This window comes from Campylobacter sp. CNRCH_2013_0898h (assembly GCF_025772965.1).
Classification (GTDB): Bacteria; Campylobacterota; Campylobacteria; order Campylobacterales; family Campylobacteraceae; genus Campylobacter_D; species Campylobacter_D lari_D.
Window position 1 is genome coordinate 1 of record NZ_JAKMTD010000011.1, and the last position, 25,476, is coordinate 25,476.

24 protein-coding genes are annotated in these 25,476 nt (G+C 28.7%); 5 read left to right on the forward strand and 19 right to left on the reverse strand.

Features of this window, described 5'->3' with window-relative positions:
* Positions 1-110: 110 nt before the first annotated feature.
* The 6 genes from L8X50_RS06805 to L8X50_RS06830 all read right to left on the reverse strand — a co-directional run bounded on the left by L8X50_RS06805 (position 111) and on the right by L8X50_RS06830 (position 8,441).
* On the reverse strand, positions 111-2,219 hold the full coding sequence (locus L8X50_RS06805) for a polyribonucleotide nucleotidyltransferase (RefSeq protein ID WP_263660748.1): 2,109 nt from the start codon (positions 2,217-2,219) through the stop codon (positions 111-113).
* Between the two features lie 135 nt (positions 2,220-2,354).
* A complete protein-coding gene (locus tag L8X50_RS06810; protein ID WP_133319883.1) occupies positions 2,355-3,014 on the reverse strand; it encodes a phosphoribosyltransferase in 660 nt (219 codons plus the stop codon).
* Positions 3,011-5,047, reverse strand: a complete 2,037-nt coding sequence (locus L8X50_RS06815; RefSeq protein WP_263660768.1) for an LPS-assembly protein LptD — start codon at positions 5,045-5,047, stop codon at positions 3,011-3,013. The genes L8X50_RS06810 and L8X50_RS06815 overlap by 4 nt, the downstream gene beginning before the upstream one ends.
* Positions 5,037-5,495, reverse strand: coding sequence for an RDD family protein (locus tag L8X50_RS06820; protein WP_133319881.1), 459 nt, complete (start codon positions 5,493-5,495; stop codon positions 5,037-5,039). Before L8X50_RS06820 ends, L8X50_RS06815 begins: the two co-directional genes overlap by 11 nt.
* The gene (gene purD, locus L8X50_RS06825; protein ID WP_263660749.1) at positions 5,492-6,742 is read right to left on the reverse strand and encodes a phosphoribosylamine--glycine ligase; all 1,251 of its coding nucleotides are present in this window, start codon (positions 6,740-6,742) and stop codon (positions 5,492-5,494) included. The genes L8X50_RS06820 and purD overlap by 4 nt, the downstream gene beginning before the upstream one ends.
* Positions 6,743-7,001: 259 nt before the next feature.
* The gene (locus L8X50_RS06830; protein WP_263660750.1) at positions 7,002-8,441 is read right to left on the reverse strand and encodes a hypothetical protein; all 1,440 of its coding nucleotides are present in this window, start codon (positions 8,439-8,441) and stop codon (positions 7,002-7,004) included.
* A 112-nt stretch (positions 8,442-8,553) separates the two neighbouring features.
* Between L8X50_RS06830 and L8X50_RS06835 the strand changes: the two genes are divergently transcribed.
* Complete coding sequence (locus L8X50_RS06835) at positions 8,554-9,105, forward strand: class I SAM-dependent methyltransferase (protein ID WP_133319878.1); 552 nt, start codon at positions 8,554-8,556, stop codon at positions 9,103-9,105.
* Here L8X50_RS06835 and guaA read toward each other — a convergent pair whose 3' ends face one another.
* Positions 9,106-10,641: a glutamine-hydrolyzing GMP synthase gene (gene guaA / locus L8X50_RS06840; RefSeq protein ID WP_220567179.1), complete on the reverse strand. Its 1,536-nt coding sequence runs from the start codon at positions 10,639-10,641 to the stop codon at positions 9,106-9,108.
* Positions 10,642-10,650: 9 nt separating this feature from the next.
* Entirely contained in the window at positions 10,651-12,009 is a 1,359-nt protein-coding gene (gene nhaD, locus L8X50_RS06845; RefSeq protein WP_263660751.1) for a sodium:proton antiporter NhaD, read from the reverse strand.
* Positions 12,010-12,143: 134 nt separating this feature from the next.
* Between nhaD and L8X50_RS06850 the strand changes: the two genes are divergently transcribed.
* The 3 genes from L8X50_RS06850 to L8X50_RS06860 are packed head-to-tail and all read left to right on the forward strand — an operon-like array spanning position 12,144 to position 15,428.
* A complete protein-coding gene (locus tag L8X50_RS06850; RefSeq protein ID WP_220567177.1) occupies positions 12,144-12,617 on the forward strand; it encodes a hypothetical protein in 474 nt (157 codons plus the stop codon).
* Entirely contained in the window at positions 12,610-14,403 is a 1,794-nt protein-coding gene (gene uvrC, locus L8X50_RS06855; RefSeq protein WP_263659806.1) for an excinuclease ABC subunit UvrC, read from the forward strand. Before L8X50_RS06850 ends, uvrC begins: the two co-directional genes overlap by 8 nt.
* Positions 14,400-15,428, forward strand: coding sequence for a hypothetical protein (locus L8X50_RS06860; RefSeq protein ID WP_263660752.1), 1,029 nt, complete (start codon positions 14,400-14,402; stop codon positions 15,426-15,428). The genes uvrC and L8X50_RS06860 overlap by 4 nt, the downstream gene beginning before the upstream one ends.
* On the opposite strand, the gene recR is transcribed toward L8X50_RS06860, so the two are convergent.
* The 3 genes from recR to L8X50_RS06875 are packed head-to-tail and all read right to left on the reverse strand — an operon-like array spanning position 15,415 to position 17,889.
* Positions 15,415-15,987, reverse strand: a complete 573-nt coding sequence (gene recR, locus L8X50_RS06865; RefSeq protein ID WP_263660753.1) for a recombination mediator RecR — start codon at positions 15,985-15,987, stop codon at positions 15,415-15,417. The genes L8X50_RS06860 and recR overlap by 14 nt on opposite strands.
* A 1-nt stretch (position 15,988) precedes the next feature.
* A complete protein-coding gene (locus L8X50_RS06870; RefSeq protein ID WP_220567174.1) occupies positions 15,989-17,221 on the reverse strand; it encodes an ArsS family sensor histidine kinase in 1,233 nt (410 codons plus the stop codon).
* Entirely contained in the window at positions 17,218-17,889 is a 672-nt protein-coding gene (locus tag L8X50_RS06875; RefSeq protein ID WP_066006696.1) for a response regulator transcription factor, read from the reverse strand. The genes L8X50_RS06870 and L8X50_RS06875 overlap by 4 nt, the downstream gene beginning before the upstream one ends.
* Positions 17,890-18,004: 115 nt before the next feature.
* On the opposite strand from L8X50_RS06875, the gene dnaJ reads away from it, so the two are divergent.
* A complete protein-coding gene (gene dnaJ / locus L8X50_RS06880; RefSeq protein WP_263660754.1) occupies positions 18,005-19,126 on the forward strand; it encodes a molecular chaperone DnaJ in 1,122 nt (373 codons plus the stop codon).
* Here the strand turns inward: dnaJ and L8X50_RS06885 are convergent.
* The 8 genes from L8X50_RS06885 to gatC are packed head-to-tail and all read right to left on the reverse strand — an operon-like array spanning position 19,123 to position 25,348.
* Complete coding sequence (locus L8X50_RS06885; RefSeq protein ID WP_263660755.1) at positions 19,123-19,905, reverse strand: shikimate dehydrogenase; 783 nt, start codon at positions 19,903-19,905, stop codon at positions 19,123-19,125. The two genes, dnaJ and L8X50_RS06885, sit on opposite strands and share 4 nt — an antisense overlap.
* On the reverse strand, positions 19,902-20,708 hold the full coding sequence (locus L8X50_RS06890) for an SPOR domain-containing protein (RefSeq protein WP_220567171.1): 807 nt from the start codon (positions 20,706-20,708) through the stop codon (positions 19,902-19,904). Before L8X50_RS06890 ends, L8X50_RS06885 begins: the two co-directional genes overlap by 4 nt.
* An 18-nt stretch (positions 20,709-20,726) precedes the next feature.
* Positions 20,727-21,272 carry a DUF1882 domain-containing protein gene (locus L8X50_RS06895; protein WP_133319866.1) on the reverse strand — a complete coding sequence of 182 codons (546 nt, stop codon included), beginning with the start codon at positions 21,270-21,272 and terminating at the stop codon, positions 20,727-20,729.
* The gene (locus L8X50_RS06900; RefSeq protein WP_263660756.1) at positions 21,269-22,510 is read right to left on the reverse strand and encodes a serine hydroxymethyltransferase; all 1,242 of its coding nucleotides are present in this window, start codon (positions 22,508-22,510) and stop codon (positions 21,269-21,271) included. Before L8X50_RS06900 ends, L8X50_RS06895 begins: the two co-directional genes overlap by 4 nt.
* Positions 22,511-24,013, reverse strand: a complete 1,503-nt coding sequence (gene lysS / locus L8X50_RS06905; RefSeq protein WP_220567169.1) for a lysine--tRNA ligase — start codon at positions 24,011-24,013, stop codon at positions 22,511-22,513. It lies immediately after the preceding gene.
* Between the two features lie 11 nt (positions 24,014-24,024).
* Positions 24,025-24,480, reverse strand: coding sequence for a Fur family transcriptional regulator (locus L8X50_RS06910; RefSeq protein ID WP_043019516.1), 456 nt, complete (start codon positions 24,478-24,480; stop codon positions 24,025-24,027).
* Positions 24,470-25,039 carry a CvpA family protein gene (locus L8X50_RS06915; RefSeq protein WP_133319863.1) on the reverse strand — a complete coding sequence of 190 codons (570 nt, stop codon included), beginning with the start codon at positions 25,037-25,039 and terminating at the stop codon, positions 24,470-24,472. Before L8X50_RS06915 ends, L8X50_RS06910 begins: the two co-directional genes overlap by 11 nt.
* Positions 25,040-25,060: 21 nt before the next feature.
* Positions 25,061-25,348, reverse strand: coding sequence for an Asp-tRNA(Asn)/Glu-tRNA(Gln) amidotransferase subunit GatC (gatC, locus tag L8X50_RS06920; RefSeq protein WP_133319862.1), 288 nt, complete (start codon positions 25,346-25,348; stop codon positions 25,061-25,063).
* Positions 25,349-25,476 lie beyond the last annotated feature (128 nt).

Below are 25,476 nucleotides of genomic sequence, written 5' to 3' on the forward strand. Positions count from 1 at the left end.
CTGAGCTAACGAGACAATCAAAAAATGAAATTATGCCAAAAGAATATTTTTTTGTCAAGATCTAAAATAAAAATTTAAGCATATTCTTAAATATGCTTAAATTTAAACGATTAAGCTAAGTTCAATGACACTTTTCCATTTTTAATTTCTGCCACCTTAACTTTAACCTCGTTACCAATTTCTAGTTTTTCCTTGAATTTAGAATTATGCAATAAACCATCTACACCATCTCTAAGTTCTACAAAAACTCCAAATTCTACAACTTTTTGAACTTTTCCTATAAATTCTTCTCCGATATCAAATTTAGGTACTTCTTTTCTATCGCGCTTTTTATTAGAACCTTTAGAATGAACTAAATTTAATATATATTCTTTGCTTTGAGAAATAAAATCATGATTAATTCCTGCTATTTTAACCTCACCTTTATCTCTATCTAAGTCAATATTAACTTCAAATTTTTCTATAATCTCTTTTATAGTTTTACCACCTTGGCCAATAATATCAGGGATTTTATTTGGATCTACATTAAAAATTTCAATCTTTGGTAAAATTGCTTCATTAACAACTATGTTTTGATTGGCCTCTTCCATTAATTGTAAAATGTGCTCCCTAGCTTCTTTTGCTTGATATAAAGCCTCTTTTAAAACTTGTTGCTCTATACCGCCAAGTTTTATATCCATCTGCAAAGCAGTGATTCCCTCGTAACTTCCTGCTACTTTAAAATCCATATCTCCATCATGATCCTCAAGACCCATAATATCTGTTAAAATAGCATATTTTTCATCTTCAAAAACAAGTCCCATTGCCACACCTGCCACTAGTTTTTCACTTTTTACCCCTGCGGCTCTTAAAGCCAAAGCACCACCACAAACAGTAGCCATGGAACTAGAACCATTGCTTTCTAAAATTTCAGACACTAAACGAATAGTATGAATATAATCCGTATCAATACTAGGATGTAAAGCTCTTTTTGCTAAATTTCCATGCCCTAACTCTCTTCTACCTGGAGCTTTTATAGGAGTAGCCTCACCTACGGAAAAACCTGGAAAATTATAATTTACCATAAATTTTTCGCATATTGGATTTTTTTCTGTTAGCAAATCTGACATTTGCGCATCATTATCACTTCCCAAGGTAGCTATAACTAAAGCTTGAGTTTGCCCTCTAGTAAAAAGACACGATCCATGTGCATTTGGCAGAATATTTGTCTCTATATCTATCTTTCTAACATCTTTCAAGCCTCTACCATCTGCCCTTTTATTTTCATTAAGAATTTGACTTCTAACAAGCTCTCTTTTGCACAAATATAAAGCTTTCTCAATATCTTCAATTTTCCATTCATTTTCAATAGCACTAGCTTCATTTTCAATCTCTTTTGCTATTTGTGAGATTTCACTTGCTCTTTCACTTTTCGCCATTTGGTTAATTGCAATTTTAAGCTTTGAGATATAAGAATTTTTAATAAAATCAACAATTTTACCACCATCTGTTTCTATTTTAAATTCAAGTTTGGAATTTTTTCTATAAGCAGCAAAAACTCTTTCATATTCATTAGAGCCACGCAAAATCGCATTGCCTGCAAATTCTAAAGCCTTTAAAACATCATCCTCATTAAGCTCATTCATACAATGTTGACCATTTTGTTTATTTGCTAAAGCTCTCATTTCTATCATTAAAAGCTCATCTTTAACACCCGCCACATAAAGGTCTAGGGTGCTATTTTTTAATTCACTATTGCTTGGATTTAAAACAAATTCATTATTCATACGACCTATTCTTACACCACAAACTGGCGCTTTTATAGGAATATCACTTAAATATAAAGCAATGCTTGCGGCATTTAAACTCATCACTTGCAGATCTACTTCAGGATCAGCAGAAAGAACCATTACTACAATTTGAGTTGGATAAGCATAGCCTTTTGGGAAAAGAGGTCTTAAACTTCTATCTATAATCCTTGCACTTAAAGTTTCATTATCACCTGGTTTAGTTTCTCTTTTTACATAACCACCTGGAATTCTTCCTGCCGCATAAGCTTTTTCTATATATTGTACCGTAAGAGGTAAAAAATCCTCTTCTACCATTTTTTCTTCTCTAGCAACAGTTGCCAAAACTACAGCATTTTTTTCTTGCATTAAAACTGCACCTGCTGCTTGTTTTGCAACCTTATTAGTCTCAAATATTTCAAGATGATTATTAATATTTATTTCATGTCGCATGATTTTTCCTTTAATATTTTCATCATAGGCAAAAACCAAATAAGCTTTTTAAATTTTAAAAATTAAAACTTAAAAAGCCTGTTTTTGTTTTGCCTATAAATTTATATCTAAACAACCGATTGTTTAGATATAAATTTATCTCTTTAATGGAAGATAATATTTACTTTCTTCTAAAATATCTAAAATTTCATGAGCTTGCAAAATCGTTTTATTTTTAAAATAAAACTCAATATTCACAAAATGATCAATTTTTTGCACACAATAAACCTCATCTACAAAAACACCGATATATTCATATACATCACTTGGCATTAAAGCAGTAGCATAAACAATACTATTTACTTCTTCTTTTAACAAACTTTTAATACATGAAGAAGCAGTAATTCCACTTTCGCAACCTTCATGCAATATTAAAATATTTCTCCCTTTTAAATCCTTTAAAAGATTTCCTTTTCTATAACGATACACATTTTTTAAAATTTTTTCTTCGTAGGTTCTATTGGCTTCACCATAAATATAATCTAAACTTATATCAAAAGCTTTAACTAAAGCCTCATTATAAACCAACTCCTTTGTTTCACTAATCATAGCTATTTGACATTCATCATTATTAGGAGCTTTAATTTGTTCTGTAAATAAAAAATCATATGGAATTTCTAATTTTTGTGCTAGTGCATCAACAAAAACTATCGATTTTAAAGAAGGTGTAATAATAATATAATCTTTTAGTTTGTTTAATGGTAATATATCATATAATTTCTCAAGCGCATCTTTTTCATCTTCAAAAAATATCATATCGACCTTTCATTTTCCTCTAAAGAAAAATCATAAGATACCCCGCCTAATGGATAAAAATTAAACATAAAATATACACCACTTTGATCTTTAGCACTAATACCACCACTTGTAAGTTTAGGTGAAATATCTTTGCGATACATCAAAGAATAATTCCAACATTTTCTTTGATAAGTATAACCTATTTCCCATTTTTCAGGATCTTTGTTCAAATCAAACCACAATCCGCCAAAAATTTGATAATTAGTATTTATATCATATTGGGCTTTAGTTCCTATAAAATTATATTTTTCATTTTCATACATTCTATAAGCATGGTTTAAACTAATCTTCCATTCACCATAATCAAACAAAGCTTCACTAAAAACCTTATCAAAACGATTATCAACTCCAGAATATTCAGCTTCATTTCTTAAACTTATATAATCATTGTAAAAATATTCTACAACATTATCAAAAGCACCAAAGCTACCTTCTTTAGTAAAGTATTTAACCTTCAAGTTATGATATAATTTTTTTTTGCCTAAAGTATTATAAAAATACTGATACATTAAAAAATTAAGTTGCTCAGGATCATTTTTTAACTCTACAAAATCTTCAGTGATTTCACCCGATTTAGCTCCAGGTAGAAAATAATTAACCCCTAAATATAGAGTATGATAAAAATTTTCATATGGCTTTGAAAGATCTGTATATAAAGAAAAATTATGAGAATTTCTAAATAAATGTTCTTGATTTTTAACATCTGTATTAGAATAATCTACAAAATTTGCATATATCCTTTCTGTGAACGCAAAATTTAAAAAATCATCAAAAAAACTCGTATGATAAATTAAAGGTAAATCAAAATCTAAAGTTTTAGCATAAATACCCGTATGTCTATAATACCTATGAAAAGAAGCATCCAAGCTATATTGTATATAATTATCAAAAAATCCATTTAAATATCTATGATATTGAAAAGATGGATATTCTTGTAAAGTATCTTTATTGCTAATTTTAGAAGTGTCTATATAATACTTTGCATAAGCACCATAATAATTATCATCATCTGATAAAAAATAATTTATTTTAGAAGTAACTAAAGAAGCTTCGGTTTTTGCACTAGAACTTAAATTCATATAATCAACATCATTTAAATAAGTAGCATCAACCCATAAACCCTCTTGAAATTCTTCACCTAAAAGACTTTTAAATAAAGATTCATTTGAATATTTAACCTCTAAACCATAGTGTTCTTTATTTTTTAAATTTTCTTCTCTTTTATAACTTGATTTTTCGCCAAAAATACCACCGCTAATTTCACCTTGAGAATAAGGGGTATCAATAAATCTTAAAGTTGAGTATAAGCCATAACCTCTTTTTGTTCTAATCTGAGGTTCAAATTGAATGTCCGCATTATCATCAATAACATAATAAATTGGCTGATTATAATATAGCCCCTCACTTTGTTTTAAAACTACTTGGGGAATTAACAATCCACTTTTTCTTTTAGTATCTACGCTAAAACCAAAATAAGGTAAATACATCACCGGAACATTTTTTACATATAATCTTGCATTATAAAGATGTAAAAAATTACTCTCTTTGTTTAATTTGCCTTCATCAAAACGAATTTCCCAATCAGGATTTTCAACATTACAACTAGATACAACAGACTTTTTACCCATTACAAATTTGTCATCAATTTTAGCTTGATGACATTGTAGCCAAACCTCCAAATCATTATTTGAAAAAAATAAATTTTTAAAAGCTGTAGTGTTATCTTTTAAGTTAATCTTTGTATAAGTAGAATTAGTTCTTTCTTTTTGCCCCCTTAAGATATTAACATCTCCAAAAAGCTCCAAATCTTTTGTTGTTTCATTAAATTTAGCCTCGCTTGCAGTTATCAAATAAAAATCAGATACCACAACTACATTATTTTTTGCCTCTATAATATCATTTTTTTTGACAACATCCAAAGCATAAATATCTACTTTGGAAGCATATAAACTTCCTATGCAAGCCAAAGAAAGTAATATTTTACGCAAGATCTATCACCACTGTTTTGGCCGCATAATCATGCCAAGTTTTTAAAACGATATTGCTTAAAGCCCAAGCAAAACCCAAACCATACAACATATCACTAATTTGCCTCACACCTGCTCTTAAAGCACTTTGAATGAAATTTGGTTTATCTAATAAGTTTTGATCAATAACCATAATCTTCAAAAGCATTTTTCCTAAAGTTGCACCATATAAATATGTAAATAGACTATGATATGTAAATTGCAAAATTAAAGTTCCACCAGCAAAACGTATTAAAAGATTGTGAATTTCATCATAAGTTTGCATAGAACTAATCTTATCAAATAAAATAATACTCACAATAGCTAAAATCACAAAACTATCAACAATATAAGCTAAAAATCTTTTTTTAAAACTTGCTATTTTTAGCTCTTCTTTTTCTAGTTTGTCAAATAATTCTTGATTTGCACTCATTTAAGAACCTGAAAAGCAATATCTTTTCTATGTTGTTTTCCTTTAAAATGAACATTATCACAAAGCATATAAGCGTTTTTTTGCGCTTCTTCAATACTTTTTCCAATTCCTACACAAACTAATACACGACCACCACTAGCATATAGTTTGTTATTTTCTAAAATTACTCCAGCATAAGAAATATGAGAATTTTGCGGAATTTCTCCTATATCAATTAATGCTTTTGGAGAATCTTTATAAGGATAGTTTTTACTTGCACAAACCACACCTACTGCAAATTCATCTTTGATTTTTATACGAGTATTTGCAAGATTTTTATTCACACATGCTAAAAATAAATCCAAAGGATTTTCTATCAAAGGCATCAAAACTTCACACTCAGGATCACCAAAACGCACATTGTATTCTAAAACATAAGGTTTATTATTTACAACCATCAAACCTATAAACAATACTCCAACAAATTCAGCACCCTCTTCTTTCATACCTTTAAGAGTTGGTACTACTATATCTTTTTTTACTTGCTCTAATAAATTTTCACTTGCTAAAATACTTGGAGCATATGCACCCATTCCTCCTGTGTTTGGTCCCTTATCATTATCCAGTAATCTTTTATGATCTTGTGCAGCAGGTAACAATATAAAATCATCTCCATCACAAACTGCAAATACACTTAATTCAAATCCGTTGAGATATTCTTCTATAACAACAATCTTACCAGCTTCACCAAAACTCTCTCCGCTAAGCATATTTTTAGTAGCCTCTAAAGCTTCTTCATGGCTTTGAGCAATAATCACACCTTTGCCCGCACACAAACCATCTGCTTTTACCACTATAGGAGGAGTTAAACTCATAATAAATTTCTTAGCTTTCTCATAATCTGTTGTATTTAAAAATTTAGCTGTTTTAATTTTATATTTTTTTAAAAAACTCTTCATATAAGATTTTGAAGCTTCAAGCATAGCAGCAGCTTTAGTAGGACCAAAAATAGCAATATTATTTTCTTTAAAAAGATCTACTATACCCTCTGCTAGAAAATTTTCACTTCCAACTATACAAAGATCAATCTCAGATGCCTTTGCATAAGCTGTAATAACCTTAGGATCTTTCATATTAAGATTTGTTCCTATTTTAGCGGTAGCACCATTTCCTGGTGCAAAATAAAATTCCAAATTATCATTTGTTTTTTGAAGAGCCAAAGCGATAGAATATTCCCTAGCACCGCTTCCTAATATTAAAATTTTCATTATTTTCCTTAAAATATCAAAACCCAAATGGCCGGAGTATAAGTGTCTGACCCTCAAAAAGTCAAAGTATGCCATTAGGTGATTTTTAAAGGCTGCAGCTTCTCGCTTTTTTTCAAAACTCAAACGAAGTCACAGAACACGGTAAATCACACATCACAGCTTATAATTAATGTGTTGGATCCTCTTTAATACCATATCGAACCATTTAGGCATTCTAATTATAACTAAGAAAACTTAAAAATAGGGTTTAAAAGGATTTTTATAAAATTTTGAATTTAGTTTTAGAGTCCTTTTTTAAAAAATACTTTCCCTCTAAAATAACATCAGCAACAGATGCCCAAATAGTTTTTTCATCTACATAAACTATATCAAATTCAGTATTTTTCATCAATCCTTGATAATTTACTTTTTTAGGTGCATGCTTAACAACATAATAAGGATTCATTGCAAAAATTTGGATTTTCATATTAACATATAAATCAGGATTGGAAGTAACTATTAAAAAACTTTTTTCACATTCTTTTCTTACTTTTTTAACATAAGAAAGCAATAATTGATCATTTGGATTTAGTGCATGTTTATTTAATCTATTTAAATAAAGTTCAGCAAAAGAAAGAGTGCAGAAAGAAATTTCGCTTGCAGTTTTAAAATAAGAATTTTTTATACTTGTTGATTTTAAAGATTTTTTCCAAATTTCTATATCTAATTTTGTAGCACATATATTTAAACCTTGTTTAATTTTCTCAAAAAGTTTCTCTCTAGCCATATTAAAACTATTATTAAAAATAGTAAGATTTTTTTCATAGAAAGACTTTCTCATTGCCTCTAATTTTTCAATGCTTTTTGTAAAATAATCTACTTCATTTTTTATTTCAACAAGCTTTTGTTTTTTACTTTGTATCATTTCTTCAAATTCTTGTCGTTTTTTGCCACTTTCTGTTTCTATTCTCGCTTGTTTTGATTTAATATCTGTAATCAAAGTACTCATTTGGCGATCAAATGCTAATTTTCTATTTTTCCTATTATCAATCGAAGCAAGAAGTGCTTGATAGTGGCATTGATGAGACAAAAAGACCTCATCATACAAACGCTCCATGTTGATATGTTTTTGTTTATCTTTCATATCTTTATAAGCCATTTCAAGATGTACTATAATATTTTTCATAGCAGAAAAGTCAGCTTGGTTAATAGTATTATCTGAAAAAAGCAAAGTATCCAAAGCTTTATGTAAAAAACGCTTCATAGCAAAAAAATCTATAATATATGGTACCTCATCTGTATTAATATCTTTCACAGCATTGATTGATAGTGTTTCATTATAAAAATACCTTTGAATGGCTTGTGGGATAGTCAAATTTAGAGTAATCTTATCAAGATTATCATAATCAGTTTCTCTATAAAGCTCTTGAACATAAGCATCACGCCTTGTTAGTCTTAAATCCTCCAATTCATCATCACTATCTGTTTTCCAAAAATCTCTTTCTTTAATAAAATCATTATCTCCAAATTCTTGAAATTTAGAAGGTCTTAAATCTGTAATATGCTTTCCATCGGATCTAAACTCAACAAACATACCAACCGTTGGCATGCTTCTTTTATCGTGCCAAGCATGTTTGTTAAATTCAAAAAATGTTTTTGCAAGATTAATTACTGTTCCTCTTCCAGTACCATCCACATAAACCATTATTTTTCCATGCATATCCAAATCCTTGATCTAAAGAAAAATTAAATTCTTATTTTAACTTTGTTTTCATAAATTTACAATAATATTTTAAAATTTATTAAAAATAACTATCTTAGGTATTTAATCTATGTTTTTATATCAATACTTTAAAAATCCAAAGCAAACAGGAGCATTTTGTGCAAGCTCAAAAAAACTAAGCAAACTCATAACCTCTCATGTCCAACATGCAAAAAATATTATTGAAATAGGACCTGGAACAGGAAGTTTTACCAAATATATCCTTAAGCAAAAAAATCATGATGCAAGATTTTTTGCAGTTGAAATTAATCCACATATGGCAAAAAAACTACAACAAAATATAAAAAATATAGATTTAGAAATTAGATCAGCGGAATTTCTACCTGATATGTTAGAAAAAAGAGCAATCAACAACGCAGACTTAATTATTTCTGGAATTCCTTGGGCTTTATTAAATTCCAAAGAACAAGATTTATTATTAAAATCCATTCATGAAGTTTTAGAGGAAAATGGTTGCTTTGCAACATTTGCATATATACTGCCCACGCCAAAAGGAAGAGCTTTTAAGAAAAAACTTTTTACTACTTTTAGCAAGGTAGAAATTTCACCTATCATTTGGCAAAATCTCCCTCCTGCTTTTGTTTATTTTTGCACTAAATAACTATTCCCATTCAATAGTCGCTGGCGGCTTACTAGAAATATCATACACCACACGATTAATTCCTTCTACTTCATTAATAATACGGCGTGAAATATTTTCTAGTAACTCATAAGGTAAATGAGAAAAAGTAGCTGTCATACCATCACTTGCATTCACCACACGCACACAAACTGCATTATCATAAGTCCTATTATCTCCCATTACGCCAACACTTTGCACATTTAAAAGCACGCAAAAAGCCTGCCATGTTTTATCATACCAACCACTGCTTTTTAATTCTTCAATCAAAATCACATCAGCTTTTCTCAAAAGCTCCAAACTAGGCTCATTTACTTCACCCATAATGCGTATAGCAAGCCCTGGACCCGGGAAGGGATGACGATAAACTACATCTTTACTCAAGCCAAGTTCTATTCCTAAAGCTCTTACCTCATCTTTAAAAATTTCTTTTAGAGGTTCAATAAGTTTTAAATTCATCTTTTCAGGTAACCCACCCACATTATGATGAGATTTTATGGTTTTACTAGCCCCTACAACCGAACTTTCAATAATATCAGTATATAAAGTTCCTTGTGCTAAATATTTTACATCTTTATGTTTTTTAGCTTCTTCTTCAAAAACTTCTATAAAGGTATTTCCTATAATTTTTCTCTTTTGTTCAGGATCCCTAACACCTGCTAAGCGACTTAAAAAAATCTCCCTAGCATCAATACTAATTAGATCAATACCTAAAGTATGTCTAAACATATATTCAACTTGCTCTTTTTCACCGCTTCTTAAAAGACCATTATCAACAAATACTACTACCACTTGATCTTTTATCGCACTTGCTAGTAATGCAGCCACTACACTGCTATCAACCCCACCACTAACAGCACATAATACCTTATCATTACCTACTTCTTCTTTAATTTTTTGCGCTTGAGTTTTTGCAAAAGATCCCATATTCCATATACTATCACAATTACATGCATACTTAGCGAAATTTTTTAAGATGCTTTTTCCAAACTCACTATGTTGAACTTCAGGGTGAAATTGTAAAGCAAAAAATTTACGCTTTTCATCTCCAAATACACAAAAAGGACTATTTTCACTTGTTGCTAAAACCTCAAAACCTTGTGGCAAATTTTCTACCTTATCAGAATGACTCATCCATACCGTTTGTTTTTTAGGTAAATTTTTAAACAAGTCACTATCATTTTGAATATCTATAGTTGCTTTGCCATATTCTTTATGACCTGCTGGAGCTACATTTGCACCAAAATGATGTGCCATAAGTTGCATACCATAACAAATTCCTAAAACTGGTATATTTAAATCAAAAACACCTTTATCACAAAAATAAGCATCATTTGCATATACACTAGCCGGTCCACCGCTTAAAATAATACCCTTAGGCTCTTTAATTTTAATTTCATCTAAACTTACATTAAAAGGTAAAATTTCTGCATATACGCCCTGCTCTCTTAATCTTCTTGCAATGAGCTGTGTATATTGCGAACCAAAGTCCAAAACCAAAATATCTGCTTTTTTCATCTAACTCCTTTATAAATTTAACAATTGAAATTGTACATACCAAACTATAATAGATACTATATATCCAACTAAAATCGTCCATGCATATTTTAAATGAGAATTAAAAGTATAAATTCCTTTCATTTTTCCCATTACCCCCACACCAGCTGCTGAGCCAAAGCTTATTAATGATCCTCCAATTCCTGCTGTAAGAGTTACTAAAAGCCATTGAGTATCATCCATACTTGGATTAGCTTTTAATACCGCACTCATAACTGGAACATTATCTACAATAGCAGATAAAAATCCTACGCTTATATTAATACTAGTAGCTCCAAATTTTGTATAAAGATCGGAAGCATAAGCAAGCCATCCAACAAAATGTAAAGCGCCCACAGCAGATAAAATTCCAAAGAAAAATAATAAAGTATCCATTTCAATACGTGTCATATAATGAAAAATATTCAAATCTTTTTTACCTTGTTTTCTATTGAAAAAATACATATATAAGCTGAGCAAAGAAAGACCAAAAATCATACCCCACATTGCAGGCAAATCGCAAATACTATGGATAAAAACTGCTAAAGCGATAGTTAAAAAACCAAGCACAATAAATACTTTACCACCTGGCTTAATTTCAACTTTTTCTAGATTATCTTTATGAAAATTTGGCTCAACATCAGGCACATAACGCGATAGCAAATAAGCCGTAAGAAACCATCCAATAAAAGAAGCAGGAAAAAGAGCAAAAAATTCAAAAAAAGTAGCTTTTTTTGCCGTCCAAACCATCAAAGTAGTAATATCACCAAATGGCGACCAAGCTCCGCCAGCATTAGCTGCTACTACAATATTTATAGCGCCTGGGATTAAAAATTCTTTATTATGTTTATCTATAGTTAAAAGCACAGTGGATAAAATCAAAGCCGTTGTAAGATTATCTGCAATCGGAGAGATAAAAAAAGCCAAAATTCCTGTTAGCCAAAATAATTTTCTATAAGTATAACCCTTGCTTACAAGCTTATATTTTAAAGTTTCAAAAACCGATCTTTCTATTAATGCTTCTATAAAAGTCATTGCTGCTATTAAGAAAAACACAATTTGTGCGATTTCCAAGATAAGATGATTAACGCTTTCTTCAAGTATTTGCGTGTCTAAATCATTTACTACCATATATATACCAATGACAATAAAAGAAAATGTTCCTATAAATAAAGCAGGTTTAGTTTTATTGATATGATATTTTTCTTCCGCTGCTATAAAATAATACCCCAATACAAAAATTATTAAAACACTTACACCTAAAACACTAAAAGCTAAATTTAATTCATGATTTTGATTTGCTAGTAAAAAACTAGCACCAAAACAAAGTAAAAAAAATATTCTGTTCATATTTCACTCTCCAAAGATTGGAATTTTTTTATTTCCTTTACACTACCATTATTATCTTTTATCTCATAAAATGGAGCAGCTTTATAACCACATGCACTTAAAAATATTAATAAAAAAAATGTTACAATAATTAAATGGAAGTTGAAAATAAAATTAAAACAAGTCGTGATGTTATTGATATATTTGCTAATTCTGAAAAATATAAACATTATAGACCTTTAAAAGCACTTTTGCAATATAAAGAGTTTTTAAAACTGTTTAACCATAATCACCAACAAATGATTACTAAACTCTTTATAAAAAATAATACTTTAATTATTTTAGTTAAACACCACATTGCATATATGGAGCTTAATCACGATAATACCAAAAAAATGATTAAAAGTCTCATAAAAAACTATATTTTAGCTAAGCCAATGAGTAATTTTGCTAAAGTGGAAAATATAAAAATACTTAGCGACAAAAACTTTATATCCAAAAACAATACTTTTAACGCACATAAAAAAACTCATCTAGAACTTTCTAATGGAAATTTTAAAAACCATTTTGAAAATCCTATTTTATATAATAAATTTGAAGAACTACGAAAGCTTATAAAAAATGCTTGAAAATGAACTCAAAACCTTGCCTAATTTACCTGGCGTGTATCAGTATTTTGATATACAAGGTAAGCTTTTATATGTAGGTAAAGCCAAGAATTTAAAAAACCGCGTTAGAAGTTATTTTAATTTCACTCCAAATCTTTGCCCAAATCCTAGCAATAGTTTAAGAATTCAAAAGATGATTAGTCAGACCCATCATTTAGAATTTATTACCACAAAAAGCGAGGCCGATGCTTTAATACTAGAAAATTCTTTTATAAAACAATTACACCCAAAATACAATATATTATTAAGAGATGATAAAACCTACCCTTATATTTATATAGACTTAAACGAAGATTTTCCAAGATTTGAGATTACAAGAAAAATCATCAAAAAAAATAAAATAAAATACTTTGGTCCGTTTTTTAAAGGTGCAAAAGAGCTTTTAAATGCTTTATATTTATCTTTTGAGCTAAGACAAAAGAAATCTTGCAAAGAACTTTGTCTTTTTTATCAGATTAAGCGTTGCAAAGGTCCGTGCGAGCAAAAAATTTCCAAACAAGAATATGAAAAAATTATCCAAAAAGCCACACAAGCTCTTTTAAATCCCTTATCTTTAACAAAAAATTTAGAAAATAAAATGCTTGAATACGCAAAGAGTGAAAACTACGAAGAAGCAGCTCTTATAAGGGATCAAATTAAAACAATTGAAGATTTAAGTGTAAAAATACAAATAGACCTTGCAAAATTAGAAGATTTTGATATTTATGCTATTTATTGCGAAGAAAACATACTCTCCATGGTGCGTTTTGTAATAAATAATGGTAAAATCATTAGTTCAAATCATAAAATACTAGCTCTTAATAATCAAAACGAATTTGACTTAAATGCAATTTATAAACAATATATTCTAGAAAATTACACACAAGAATCTCCAATAAAATCAACTCATATTTATACACACAAAGATTTTGAAGATATGAAGCTACTGCAAGATCTACTCAGCGAGAGATTTTCTAAAAAATTTTACCTTAAATCGCCAAAACTTGGTGAAAAAAAAGCCCTATGCGAGCTTGCTCTAGAAAATGCAAAAATAAACATACAAAAGCATTTAAAAAATGAAAGTTATTTATTTTTAAAAGAATTAAAAGATTTTTTCAATCTGCAAAATTATCCCAATCATATAGAAATTTTTGATAATTCTCATATGCAAGGTGATGCAATTGTAGGTGCTTTAGTAACCTTCAAAGATGGGAAATTTGATAAAAGCTCTTATAGACACTATCATTTATCTTATAAAAATGATTATGATCAAATGCTTCAAATCCTTAGTAAAAGAGCTTTATCCTTTGATAAAAATCCACCGCCTGATTTATGGCTGATTGATGGTGGGAATGCCTTATTGAAACTAGCAAATGATATTATTAAAAGTTCTGGAGCAAATGTGGATATTTTAGCTATATCTAAAGAAAAAATAGATGCTAAAGCTTATAGAGCAAAAGGAAGTGCAAAAGATAAAATTTATACTCAAGAAGGAAAAATTCAACTTTCTACCGATGATAAAAAATTGCAATTTTTACAAAAATTACGCGATGAGGCACATCGCTTCGCAATTAGTTTTCACCAAAAAACAAAAAGAAAACAGGACCTACAAAGCTCTAAGTTGATACAACTTGGAATCTCTCAAGGTTATATTAAAAAATTTTTAGATTATTATGGTAGTTTTGATAAAATCAGTAAAGCCGATTTTAATGAATTAAAATCACTTTCTAATATAAAAATAGCCAAAATAATTAAGGAAAATTTATGATATTTTTTATTAGTTCTTTAACTTTGATTTTATGTTTTTTCAATTATTATTTTTTATATCCAATTGATCAAAAATTATTCTATATTTATACCTCTATTAGTATTTTAATATTTATCGCTACATGTATTTATTTAATCATAAAAAATCAAAAACTTAAAAAAGATAATATCATTATTCAAGAAATAGAAAAATTTTTAAAAATATCAAGTTCAACCTCTTTAATAGATCTAAAAGAAAAATTAAAAACATCATTTGAACTAACGCAAAAACAATTGCAAGATCAAAAAATACAAAACAAACTTTTACAAAAAAACTTACAATATCTTATTCAAAGTTTTAACTATATGCGATTAGAAAATTCCATTGCACTAAAACCGATTTTAAAAAAATATCAAATAAATACAAAAACAAAAAATATTATTTTTAAGAATATCCACGCATGCATTGTAAATGATGATATGATTGAAAATTTTTTATTACAATGTATTTTATTAGATATAGGCATTAGTAGTGAAATTTTTGATGATTTTCAAAAAGCAGAGAAAAAATATTCCTTTATTATTTCAAAGAAGAAAATAAAAAATACGCTAAACTACACATTTGTAGATGTCAATGTCAAAGATCTTATCAATTTTTTAAGTGCAAATTTTAAAGAAGAAAGTTATCAAATAGCAAATTTATACAATGTATTGATTTTTAAATCTTCTAGTTTTGAAAATAATCTAATTTTAAATATAACCAATCAATTTTGCTCAAATAATCAAATCGTAGATAGCCTAAGTGATTTTAAGAACGCTTTAAAATTAAATTTTAGATTAATTTTGGTTGATTATGAAGTCATAAAGTTCGATATTTTATATTTTAGCCAAATACTACATGAGTATAAAATACAAAATTCACAAAATAAAATTTTACTTTTTACCAAAAATAGAGTTAAAAATTGCGATTTTGCCGATGAAATTATAAATGACATTAGCAAAAATGAATGGATAATTTTACTTAAAAAATATATCAATCAAGTTTAGTTCTATGATTAATAGCCTTATGTAAAGATATAAAATCGACATTTTCCAAACTAACACCGCTTGGAATACCTTGGGCTATTTGGGAAAAACTCAAATTTAAATCCTTTAATTTTTCCTCTATAAAAAAAACTACAGCATCTGAATTTAAGCCTTGAGTAAAAGCGAAAAAAATTTCTTTAGTATTTTTATTTTCAATCATTACTCTTAATTTAGTAATATTTTCTTCGTTAGTATTTTCTAGTACAAAATAAAGCCCATCATAGCTTTTACTATCTTCTAAAATTAATACATCTTTAGGATCTTGCACTATACAAATAATATTATTATTTCTTTCTATATCAGAACAAACTTCACATAATTCATTTTCACTTAAAGCCCCGCATTGTATACATTTTTTAATTCCTCTAATGGATTCTTCAATACTATAAGCAAGTTTAGAACCTAGCAAAGGATCTTTTATACAAACATAATAAGCAAGTCTTAATGCGGACTTTTTACCGATAGTAGGCAATGCAGAAAATGCATTTACTAATTCATTAAATTTTTCTAAATCTTTCAAGTCATTTTAACCTTGAAAAAACAATCTTAAAAATATGATAACCATCTTCATAACTATAAGTTAAATTATAACCATGAAGATTGCAAATATTATTGATAATATAAAGCCCTAATCCCATACCTTCAACTTGAGTATTTTGTTCTCTTACAAAAGGTTTCAAATAATAATCAAAAGTTTTTTTAAGTTGAACCCCTTTATTTCTAACAATTACATAGTCCCCTGAACATATAATCTCACAAGCTTTATCGTCAGAATATTTAATAGCATTATCAATCAAATTTTTAAGCATTAAGGAAAAAAGTTCTAAATCAGCAACAATCATAGTATCTTCTTTGTAAGAAATCTTAACTTTTTGATAAAAATCATCTCTCATGAGATAATCTTCAGCCTGCTCTAAAATTAGGCTCAAATGATAAGTTTGCAAATTTAGTTGGCAATTTCTAGATAAAACTTTTTCAATTTTACCAAATTCATCAATCAATAATTCAAGTCTTTCAAAAATCGCTACTAAGCGGTCTTTTTGTTTTTGATTGTCTAGCATCTCACAAACTATCCTACCTTTTCCAATAGGTGTTTTAAGTTCATGCATAATCATTCTTAAAAAAAATTGTCTTGATTTTACTAATTCTTGTATTTTATTAATAGCATGGTCAAATTCAAAAGAAATTTCTGAAATCTCATCATTAATTTGTGAATATTCGGATAAAGGTTCTATTTTTCCAGCACTAATATTTTTAATTTTCTTTTTTAAAATTTTTAAAGGCATTAAAGATCTTAAAACAGAAAAATATAAAAATATAATCAAAATCAAGCTAAAAAAGAAACTTAGTAAAAACAAATACTCTAAACGCGTAGATGCATTTAGCTCATAAAGCTGCTTTAAATTAACTTGTTCAACATAAAAAAAAATTTGATTATGGTAAATAATAGAAGAAAAACTACCGTAAGCAGAATTAACCTTAAGCACCTTTTCACCTTTTGCAACTATATGTTTTGCACTACGTTCATTTTCAACTATTTTAAAAGACTTAGAAAGAAGATAATCATGAATTGAAAAACCTTCTTTTCTTTCTAAATTATATATAATTTTTTCTACAATTTCTTTTTGTCTATTTTGCTCATTGGTTAAATAAGAATCAACCTGAACCTTACCCAAGAGCACAAACAAAGCACAAACAAACAAAAAAGCCGTTGCGAAAAGAACGGTAATCTTAAGATTAATAGTTACTTTCATCCTATTAATTTATATCCTATCCCTCTAACTGAAAAAATATGCTTTGGTGCCTTCGAACTATCGCCGATCTTAGTTCTAAGCCTACCGATAATTACATCTAAACTTTTAGAATCTTTATCTTTTAAGCTTTTGCAGTGATACACAAGCTGCTCTCTGCTAACTGAAAATCCATGTTGTCTTATCATATAACTTAAAATTTCATATTCAGCAGGAGTTAAAATTAAAACCTCTTCATTGTAACTAATCTCATGTCTTTTTTCATCAATTTTAAAAGCTGAATTGATTATTTTTTCAGGAGTTTCATTTACGCGTTTTGAACGACGGATTAAACTCATAATTCTTGCATGCATTTCTTTAGGATCATAAGGCTTTGGTAAATAATCATCCGCACCTATTTGAAGTCCTACAATTTTATCACTTAAATCGCTTCTAGCTGAAGAAATAATAATAGGAATACTATATTTTTCTCTTATTTCGCGACAAACTTCAAGACCATCAAGTCCAGGTAAAGTTAAATCAAGAATTAAACAATCATAATTTTTTATACCAGCACTCATTCCCAAATATGGATCTTCATAATTAGTAACTTTGATATTAAATTGGGCCAAATATTCTGCTAAAAACTCTGCAAAATCTGGATCATCTTCGATCATTAAAACATTAATCATCTCTACCCCTTATTAGTGAAAATATGTTACAAACTTAATATTATAACACATAATTTAACTATTCATTTATTTTTTTGCTAAAATTATAATATTAATTTTTCAAGAGAGGAAAAAAGTGGAACTTAATTATTATGAAATATTAGAAATTTCTCAAACTTCAGATAAAGAAACTATAAAAAAAGCTTATAGAAAAATGGCATTAAAATATCATCCTGATAGAAATCAAGGAGATAAAGAAGCTGAAGAAAAATTTAAACTTGTCAATGAAGCTTATGAAGTACTTAGTAATGATGAAAAACGAAGTATATATGATAGATACGGCAAAGAAGGATTGAAAGGACAAGCCGGTGGTTTTGGTGGTTTTGGAGATGTTGATTTAGGGGATATATTTTCAAGTTTTTTTGGAGATGGATTTGGTTTTGGAAACTCAACGCGTAAAAAAGAAAGAGGAAATAAATATCCACATGATTTAAAAATAGCAGTAAAGATTAGCTTCAAAGAGGCTGTTTTTGGCTGCAAAAAAGAAATTGATTTTACCTATAAAACATTTTGTAAAATATGCAATGGTAGTGGATCAGAAAATGGAAAAGAAGATATTTGTTCTCATTGTGGAGGAAAAGGACAAGTTGGTGTTAGACAAGGTTTTATGACTTTTGTACAAACTTGTGATCATTGTAAGGGCAGTGGGAAAATAATAAAAAATAAGTGTAAAACATGCCATGGAAATGGTTATGAAGAAAAAAAAGATCATATGGAACTTGATATACCAGAAGGTATTGATAGCGGTATGAGTCTTAGAGTGCAAAACAAAGCAAATGAGCTTCCAAATTCTTCTCAAAGAGGTGATTTGTATATCAAAATCATTGTAGAAGATGATAATAAATTTATTAGACATGATGATGATATATATACCATAGTACCTGTATTTTTTACCCAAGCTGCCCTTGGAAAGACAATTAAAATTTCCACCATAAGAGGAGAGGCTGATCTTAAACTTCCAGTGGGTGCAAAAGATAAACAAAAATTTGAATTAGCTAATGAAGGTGTTAAAAATATTCACAATGGAAAACTTGGTTCGCATATTGTACAAATTGAAATAAAATTTCCAAAAACACTTACTGATGAACAAAAAAATCTACTATTGCAACTTGAAAAAAGCTTTGGCTTAGAAAATGAGGAAGCTTTTATAGAACAAGAGAGCTTGTTTGATAAAATCAAATCTTGGTTTAGTCACTAAGGAAGTTTTAAAGCCATCTCCATGGCTTTATAAATTTCTTCTGTTTTTTGACACTCTAAAAATAGCTCAAAAGCAAAAACACCTTGCCATAAAAGCATTTGCGTGCCATCTTTTATTTTTAATCCATTTTCTCGTGCCAACTTTAAAAAAGATGTTTCTCTACTATAAATAACATCAAAAGCATACTTAGCTTTTTGAAAAATATTTTTTAAAATCCTTTCTTCACAAGGTAAACTTTCATCATGTAAACCCACACTAGTCGTATTTATTACCAAATCAAATTGTGTATTTAAATCAAGTTGATCATATAAAAAACATGGATAGATGGTTAAATTTTCAAATCTAGCACTAGAGCGATTTGCTATTGCAACTTCAATATTTATAGATTTTAAAGCATAAGCTAAAGCTTTAGCGGTGCCACCAGCACCTAAAATCAAAGCATTTTTAATAGAAAAAAAATTTTCAATTGCTTTTAAAAATCCTAGATAATCTGTATTATAAGCATAAATTTTGTTATTTTTATTTAACAAAGTATTAGCAGAGCCTATATGCATAACACTTTCATCAAAAAAATCTGCAATTTTATACGCTTCTTCTTTAAAAGGTATAGTAATATTTGCTCCATCAAATTTTTGAATAATTTCTTTTAATTTTGCTTTATTTTTTAAATGGTATCTTGTATATATTGCGTCTTTTTTAAGAACTTGTAAAGCATTATTGTGCATTCTTGGAGATTTAGAATGCACAATAGGATCACCTATAACTGTGAAAATTTTCATTTTACTCTAAAAGTAAAAGCACCTTTTGCGATTTTAGAACGCACTTTTTCCAATTCAGCTTTTAATTCGCTTTCTTTATAAGGCCCAACTAAAACTTTTGTAAGTTCTTTGCCATTTACTGTTGTTTTGTAAATTTTATATTCATATCCATTTTCTTTAAGTATATTTAATTCTTTTGATTTAGGATCAAGACTATTTAAAGAAAAAACTTGAATATAAGCACCTGCAGGAAGTTGTGTTTGAATACTTGTGGTTTTTATACTCTCAAACAATTCATTTGCATTGCTCTGCTCTGGGGTTTTTGGCTTTTCAACAACATTAGTTTTTGATTTTTCAGAAGGTTTTTGAATTGGTTTTTCTATAGATTTTTCTACAGGCTTAATCTCTTCTTGTTTTTCTTCCACCTTAGCTGGTTCTTCTTTTGGTTCTGTTGATGTAATTTGATCTAATACACTATTGCTTGGAATTTCCTGTTTTTCCTCTATGGTATTATTTGCATCAGCCAATGAACTTTCTTCTTTCAGTTTTCTAGCTAAAGCTTCAAATTCATCCTCTTCTTTAGTATTATCTGTAATAGGCAAAGAATTAAAATTATTTTCATAAGAAGCTTGCTCTTGCGGCTCTGATGGCATTTGTAGTGATTTTTCCTCGCCTGGATCATTAATTAACTTCATTGCTATCATTACTACCAAAAACACAATAATTAAAATAATCGATCTGAGTAAAATTTTTTTAAGTTTTTCACTTTTATTGCTTTTTTGCAAGATAATATCATCAAATTCATTTTTGTTGTTTTCTTCCATTTTTCATCCTTTCAAAAATTACATATGTTTAGACCAAGAAGCGCCACGCTCTTTTTGATAAACCTCATAAGGTAAAGTTAAAATATTAAATTCCTTAGGTATATCCATACTAGGAAAAACTTTCCACTCTACAGGCATTTTTTGAGAAAAAAGCAAAGATAATTTTGATCCCAAAGAGCATGCTTCATTAAAAGTAGTATGTCCTTTATGGATATACAAATGCAAATGATTATTAGTTCTTGTTTTATAGGCAGTAAAATTTATAAAACCTTCTTCCCTTAAAACAAGCTGTGCTCTATGCCAAAAACGCTCTGCGTTAAAACCATTGTAATCAAATACAATATTTTCAACCTTATCAAAACTATTAATCAAAGAGTGTGCTACAATAATCTTTTTTTCCATATGTTCTTGTATAACATTAGCTGTCAAAGGAGCATTTACTTTTTCGAATTTATCAAAAAAAATTCTACCTTTATGCTCATATTTGTTAATTATAGCATTACGCTTAATATAATAATGGCTTGTAACCATTTTAATTAAAGCCAAATCCATAGTTGTAATCAAAATAAAGCCCTTTCATAAATAATAAAATTACTTGCCAAATTTTTCAGTTTAACTTTAATCTCTTCTTGTAGTTTTGTATTTTGTATATCATCTAAAATATCAGCTATATAATTTGCAACAATAGCAATTTGCTCCTCTTTAAAACCTCTTGCTGTTAAAGCTGCTGTTCCAAGTCTTAAACCACTCGTTACAAATGGACTTCTAGTTTCCCCTGGAACCGTATTTTTATTTGCTGTAATACCTGCTCTTTCTAAAGCTAAATCCGCATCTTTACCACTAAAATCTTTATTTAAAAAGCTTAATAAAATTAAATGATTATCAGTACCACCGCTAACTAAATCATATTTTCTATCTATTAGAACTTGAGCCAAGGTAGCAGTATTTTTAATGATTTGCTTAGCATAAATTTTCCACTCATCACTTAAGTTATATTTAAATCCAACAGCTTTGGCGGCAATTACATGCATTAATGGACCACCTTGAATACCCGGAAAAATTGCAGAATTGATTTTTTTGGCAATTTCTTCATCGTTACTCATAATAATCCCACCTCTTGGACCTCTTAAAGTTTTATGTGTTGTAGAGCTTACAACATGAGCATAGGGAAACGGGCTAGGATGCTCACCTGCTACAACCAATCCTGCAATATGCGCAACATCAGCAAATAAATATGCGCCAACCTCATCTGCTATTTCTCTAAATTCAGCAAAATCAATCACTCTAGGATAAGCACTAGCACCACAAACAATAAGTTTTGGCTTAACTTCTTTTGCTATCTCTCTAACTTTATCATAATTAATTCTCCCATCAAGCTCTACCCCATAAAAAAAACTTTCATAAAATTTTCCAGAAGAACTTACTTTAGAACCGTGAGTTAAATGTCCTCCGTGACTTAAATCCATACCCAAAATTCTATCACCAGGATTTAACAATGCCATGTATACACCTTGATTTGCTTGAGAACCTGAATTAGGCTGTACATTGGCAAAATTACAATTAAAAAGTTTTTTACATCTTTCTATAGCAATTGTCTCAATTTCATCTACAAATTCGCATCCACCATAATATCTTTTACCAGGATAGCCTTCTGCATATTTATTTGTTAAAATACTCCCCATTACTTCCATTACTTCTGGTATAGTGAAATTCTCACTTGCTATCATTTCAAGACCATCACATTGTCTTGCTAGCTCCTTTTGGGTTAAATCAAAAATTTCTTTATCAAAATTTTCCAACATTTACTCTCCTTTTACCTCATTTTTAAGTGGCCTCATAGCTGGGAAAAGCACTACATCACGAATTGATTTTTTATTAATTAAAAGCATAACTAGCCTATCTATTCCTATGCCTTGACCTGCAGTTGGTGCCATAGCATAGCCCAATGCATTAACAAAATCTTCATCCATTTCACATGCTTCCTCATCACCTGCATTTTTAGCTTCAATTTGCTTTAAGAATCTCTCATATTGATCTAGCGGATCATTAAGCTCATTAAATCCATTAGCAATCTCTCTACCCGCGATAAACAATTCAAATCTTTCAGCAATATCCTTATCCTTGTCACTCCTTCTAGACAAAGGACTTATAGAAATAGGAAAATCTATTACAAAAGTGGGATTAATCAATTTATCTTCAACATAATTATCAAAAAGTTCAGCTTGCAAATGACCTAATTCTAATTTTTCATTGGCTTCAAAACCATCTTTTTTTAATTTTTCTAAAATTAATTCTTTATTATTAATAAGCTCATCATCTAAACCGCCATATTTTTTCAAAGCATCTTTATAAGTAATTCTTTCAAATGGTTTAGAAAAATCAATTATTTTTTCATCAAATTCGAGCTTTTTATCTAAATTTAATTTATCCAAAAGCATAGCAAAAAGCTCTTCTGTTAAATCCATTAAATCATGATAATTGTGATAAGCCCAATAAAACTCGATTGTGGTAAATTCAGGATTATGTGTTAAATCCATTCCTTCATTTCTAAAACATCTATTAATCTCATAAACTGCCTCAAAACCACCTACAATCAAACGCTTTAGATATAATTCTGGAGCAATTCTTAAAAATCTTTCCACGCCTAAAGCATTATGATAAGTCACAAAAGGCTTTGCATTTGCTCCTCCTGCAATAGGATGCATCATTGGTGTTTCAACCTCTAAAAATCCTTTATTATCAAAAAAAGATCTAATGTAAGAAACAATTTTAGAACGCAAAATAAAATCTTTTCTTACTTCACTATTCATGATCATATCAAGGTATCTTTTTCTATATCTTTGCTCAATGTCAGTAAGCCCATGATATTTTTCCGGTAAAGGCACTATGGCTTTTGTAGCTATTTGAATTTGCTCAACATGAAGACTAAATTCTCCTGTTTTAGTCATAAAAGGAAAACCTTTAACCAAAACAATATCCCCTACTTCAAGATATTTTTTTAAAATAGCAAAGTATTCTTCCCCTAAAATATTTTGATTAAAATAAATTTGAATATTATCTTGCTCATCTTCTATATTGGCAAATACCGATTTACCAGCTATTCTAAGAAGTTTTAATCTTCCTGCTAACACTCCATATACTTTTTCATCACGCTGATTTTCCGTATCTTTAATGTATGCAAATTTATTTTTATATTCGACTATACTCATTTCTTTTTTCAAAAAATGTGGATATGGATTAATTCCTAGCTTTTTTAACTCTTGTGCTTTTTGAATTTTTTGTTGTTCTAAAATATTATCAAACATTAATTTTACCTTTATTTTTTACTACATTGCGGACATAACCCATAAAGTTGCATTAAATGCCCTGTTAATTTAAAATTATATTCTTTTGCTATTAACATTTGTTGCTGCTCAATAATAGAATTTTCAAATTCAACTATTTCTCCACAACTTTTACAAATTAAATGATCATGATGAGGTTTATTTGCAAGTTCAAATTTCTTCCCTGAAGCTCCAAAAGATATAGAAGTAGCCATGCCCGATTCTTCTAATAAATTTAAAGTTCTATAAACTGTAGCAATTCCTACATTTAATTCAGGATTTTTTTGCTTGATTTCCACATACAAACTTTCTGGGGTATAATGCATATCACTATTATATAAAGTTTTCAAAAGCACTTCTCTTTGTTTGGTATATTTTAAGCCATTATCCTTAAGTGTCTTCTTAAAGCGCTCAAGTAAAACATCATATTCTATATTTTCAATTTGCATTATTTACCTCCGAATTTAGACTTATATTAGAATCTTTAATTCTTTCTTCTATTTTTTCTAAACTATTTTGAGTAAAATCAGTATTCATTATAAATTCACCTGTTTTTCTAAGTAAATTTAAAGTATGACTATTGTTTGCATATTTTTCTAAACTTGAATTTAAAAATTCTATATTATTAATACAAGCAACTAAAATTGCAAAAATTAAAAATATTTTAGCACTTCCAAATAAAAATCCACCTATACGATCTATAAAACCAAGACCACTCATGCTAAACATTTTTGATAATATATTTCCCAAGGCCATACATGCTATCCATATCACGATTAACAAAACTAAAAAACCTGCAAAAATAGCAAGATTTTCATTTTCAATTGCATAAAAATTATTATTGATAATCTCTGCTACCTCTTTAGCATATCTTGAAGCAAGTAAAACCCCACCAACTATACCCAATAAACCAAAAATTTCTTTAAATAAGCCACTTACCAAGCCTTTTAAGCCTAAAATTACAGTCAAACCTAAAACAAAAACATCAAACCACGAAAAATTTTCCATCTACGCTAAACTCCAAATATTTTATTCAATTATTTTAGGGACTATAAAAAATCCATCTTGAGAATTTGGAGCATGCTTACTTATCGTATCTATCACATCAGATTTTTTACTCTCATCATTTCTCAATAAGGTTCCACCATTTGTTGTGCTAGTCATGGCTTCTATATCATCAAGTTTTAATTCATCTAATTTTTCTACAAAATTAACAATTTGACTTAATTGTTCTTCTAATTCTTGTCTTTTTTCATCTGCTATTTTTAGAGCACTTAGCTTTTCAAGTTTAGTTAATAATTTATCATCAATTTGCATCATTTACCTTAATTTTAATTTTATAAAACTCTTTGGTTTAGATTGAAAATTATAACATAAAATAATTTATTTTTTCATTTTTATATGTTACAATTATAGACTTTAAAATTACAAAATAACATTTTTTA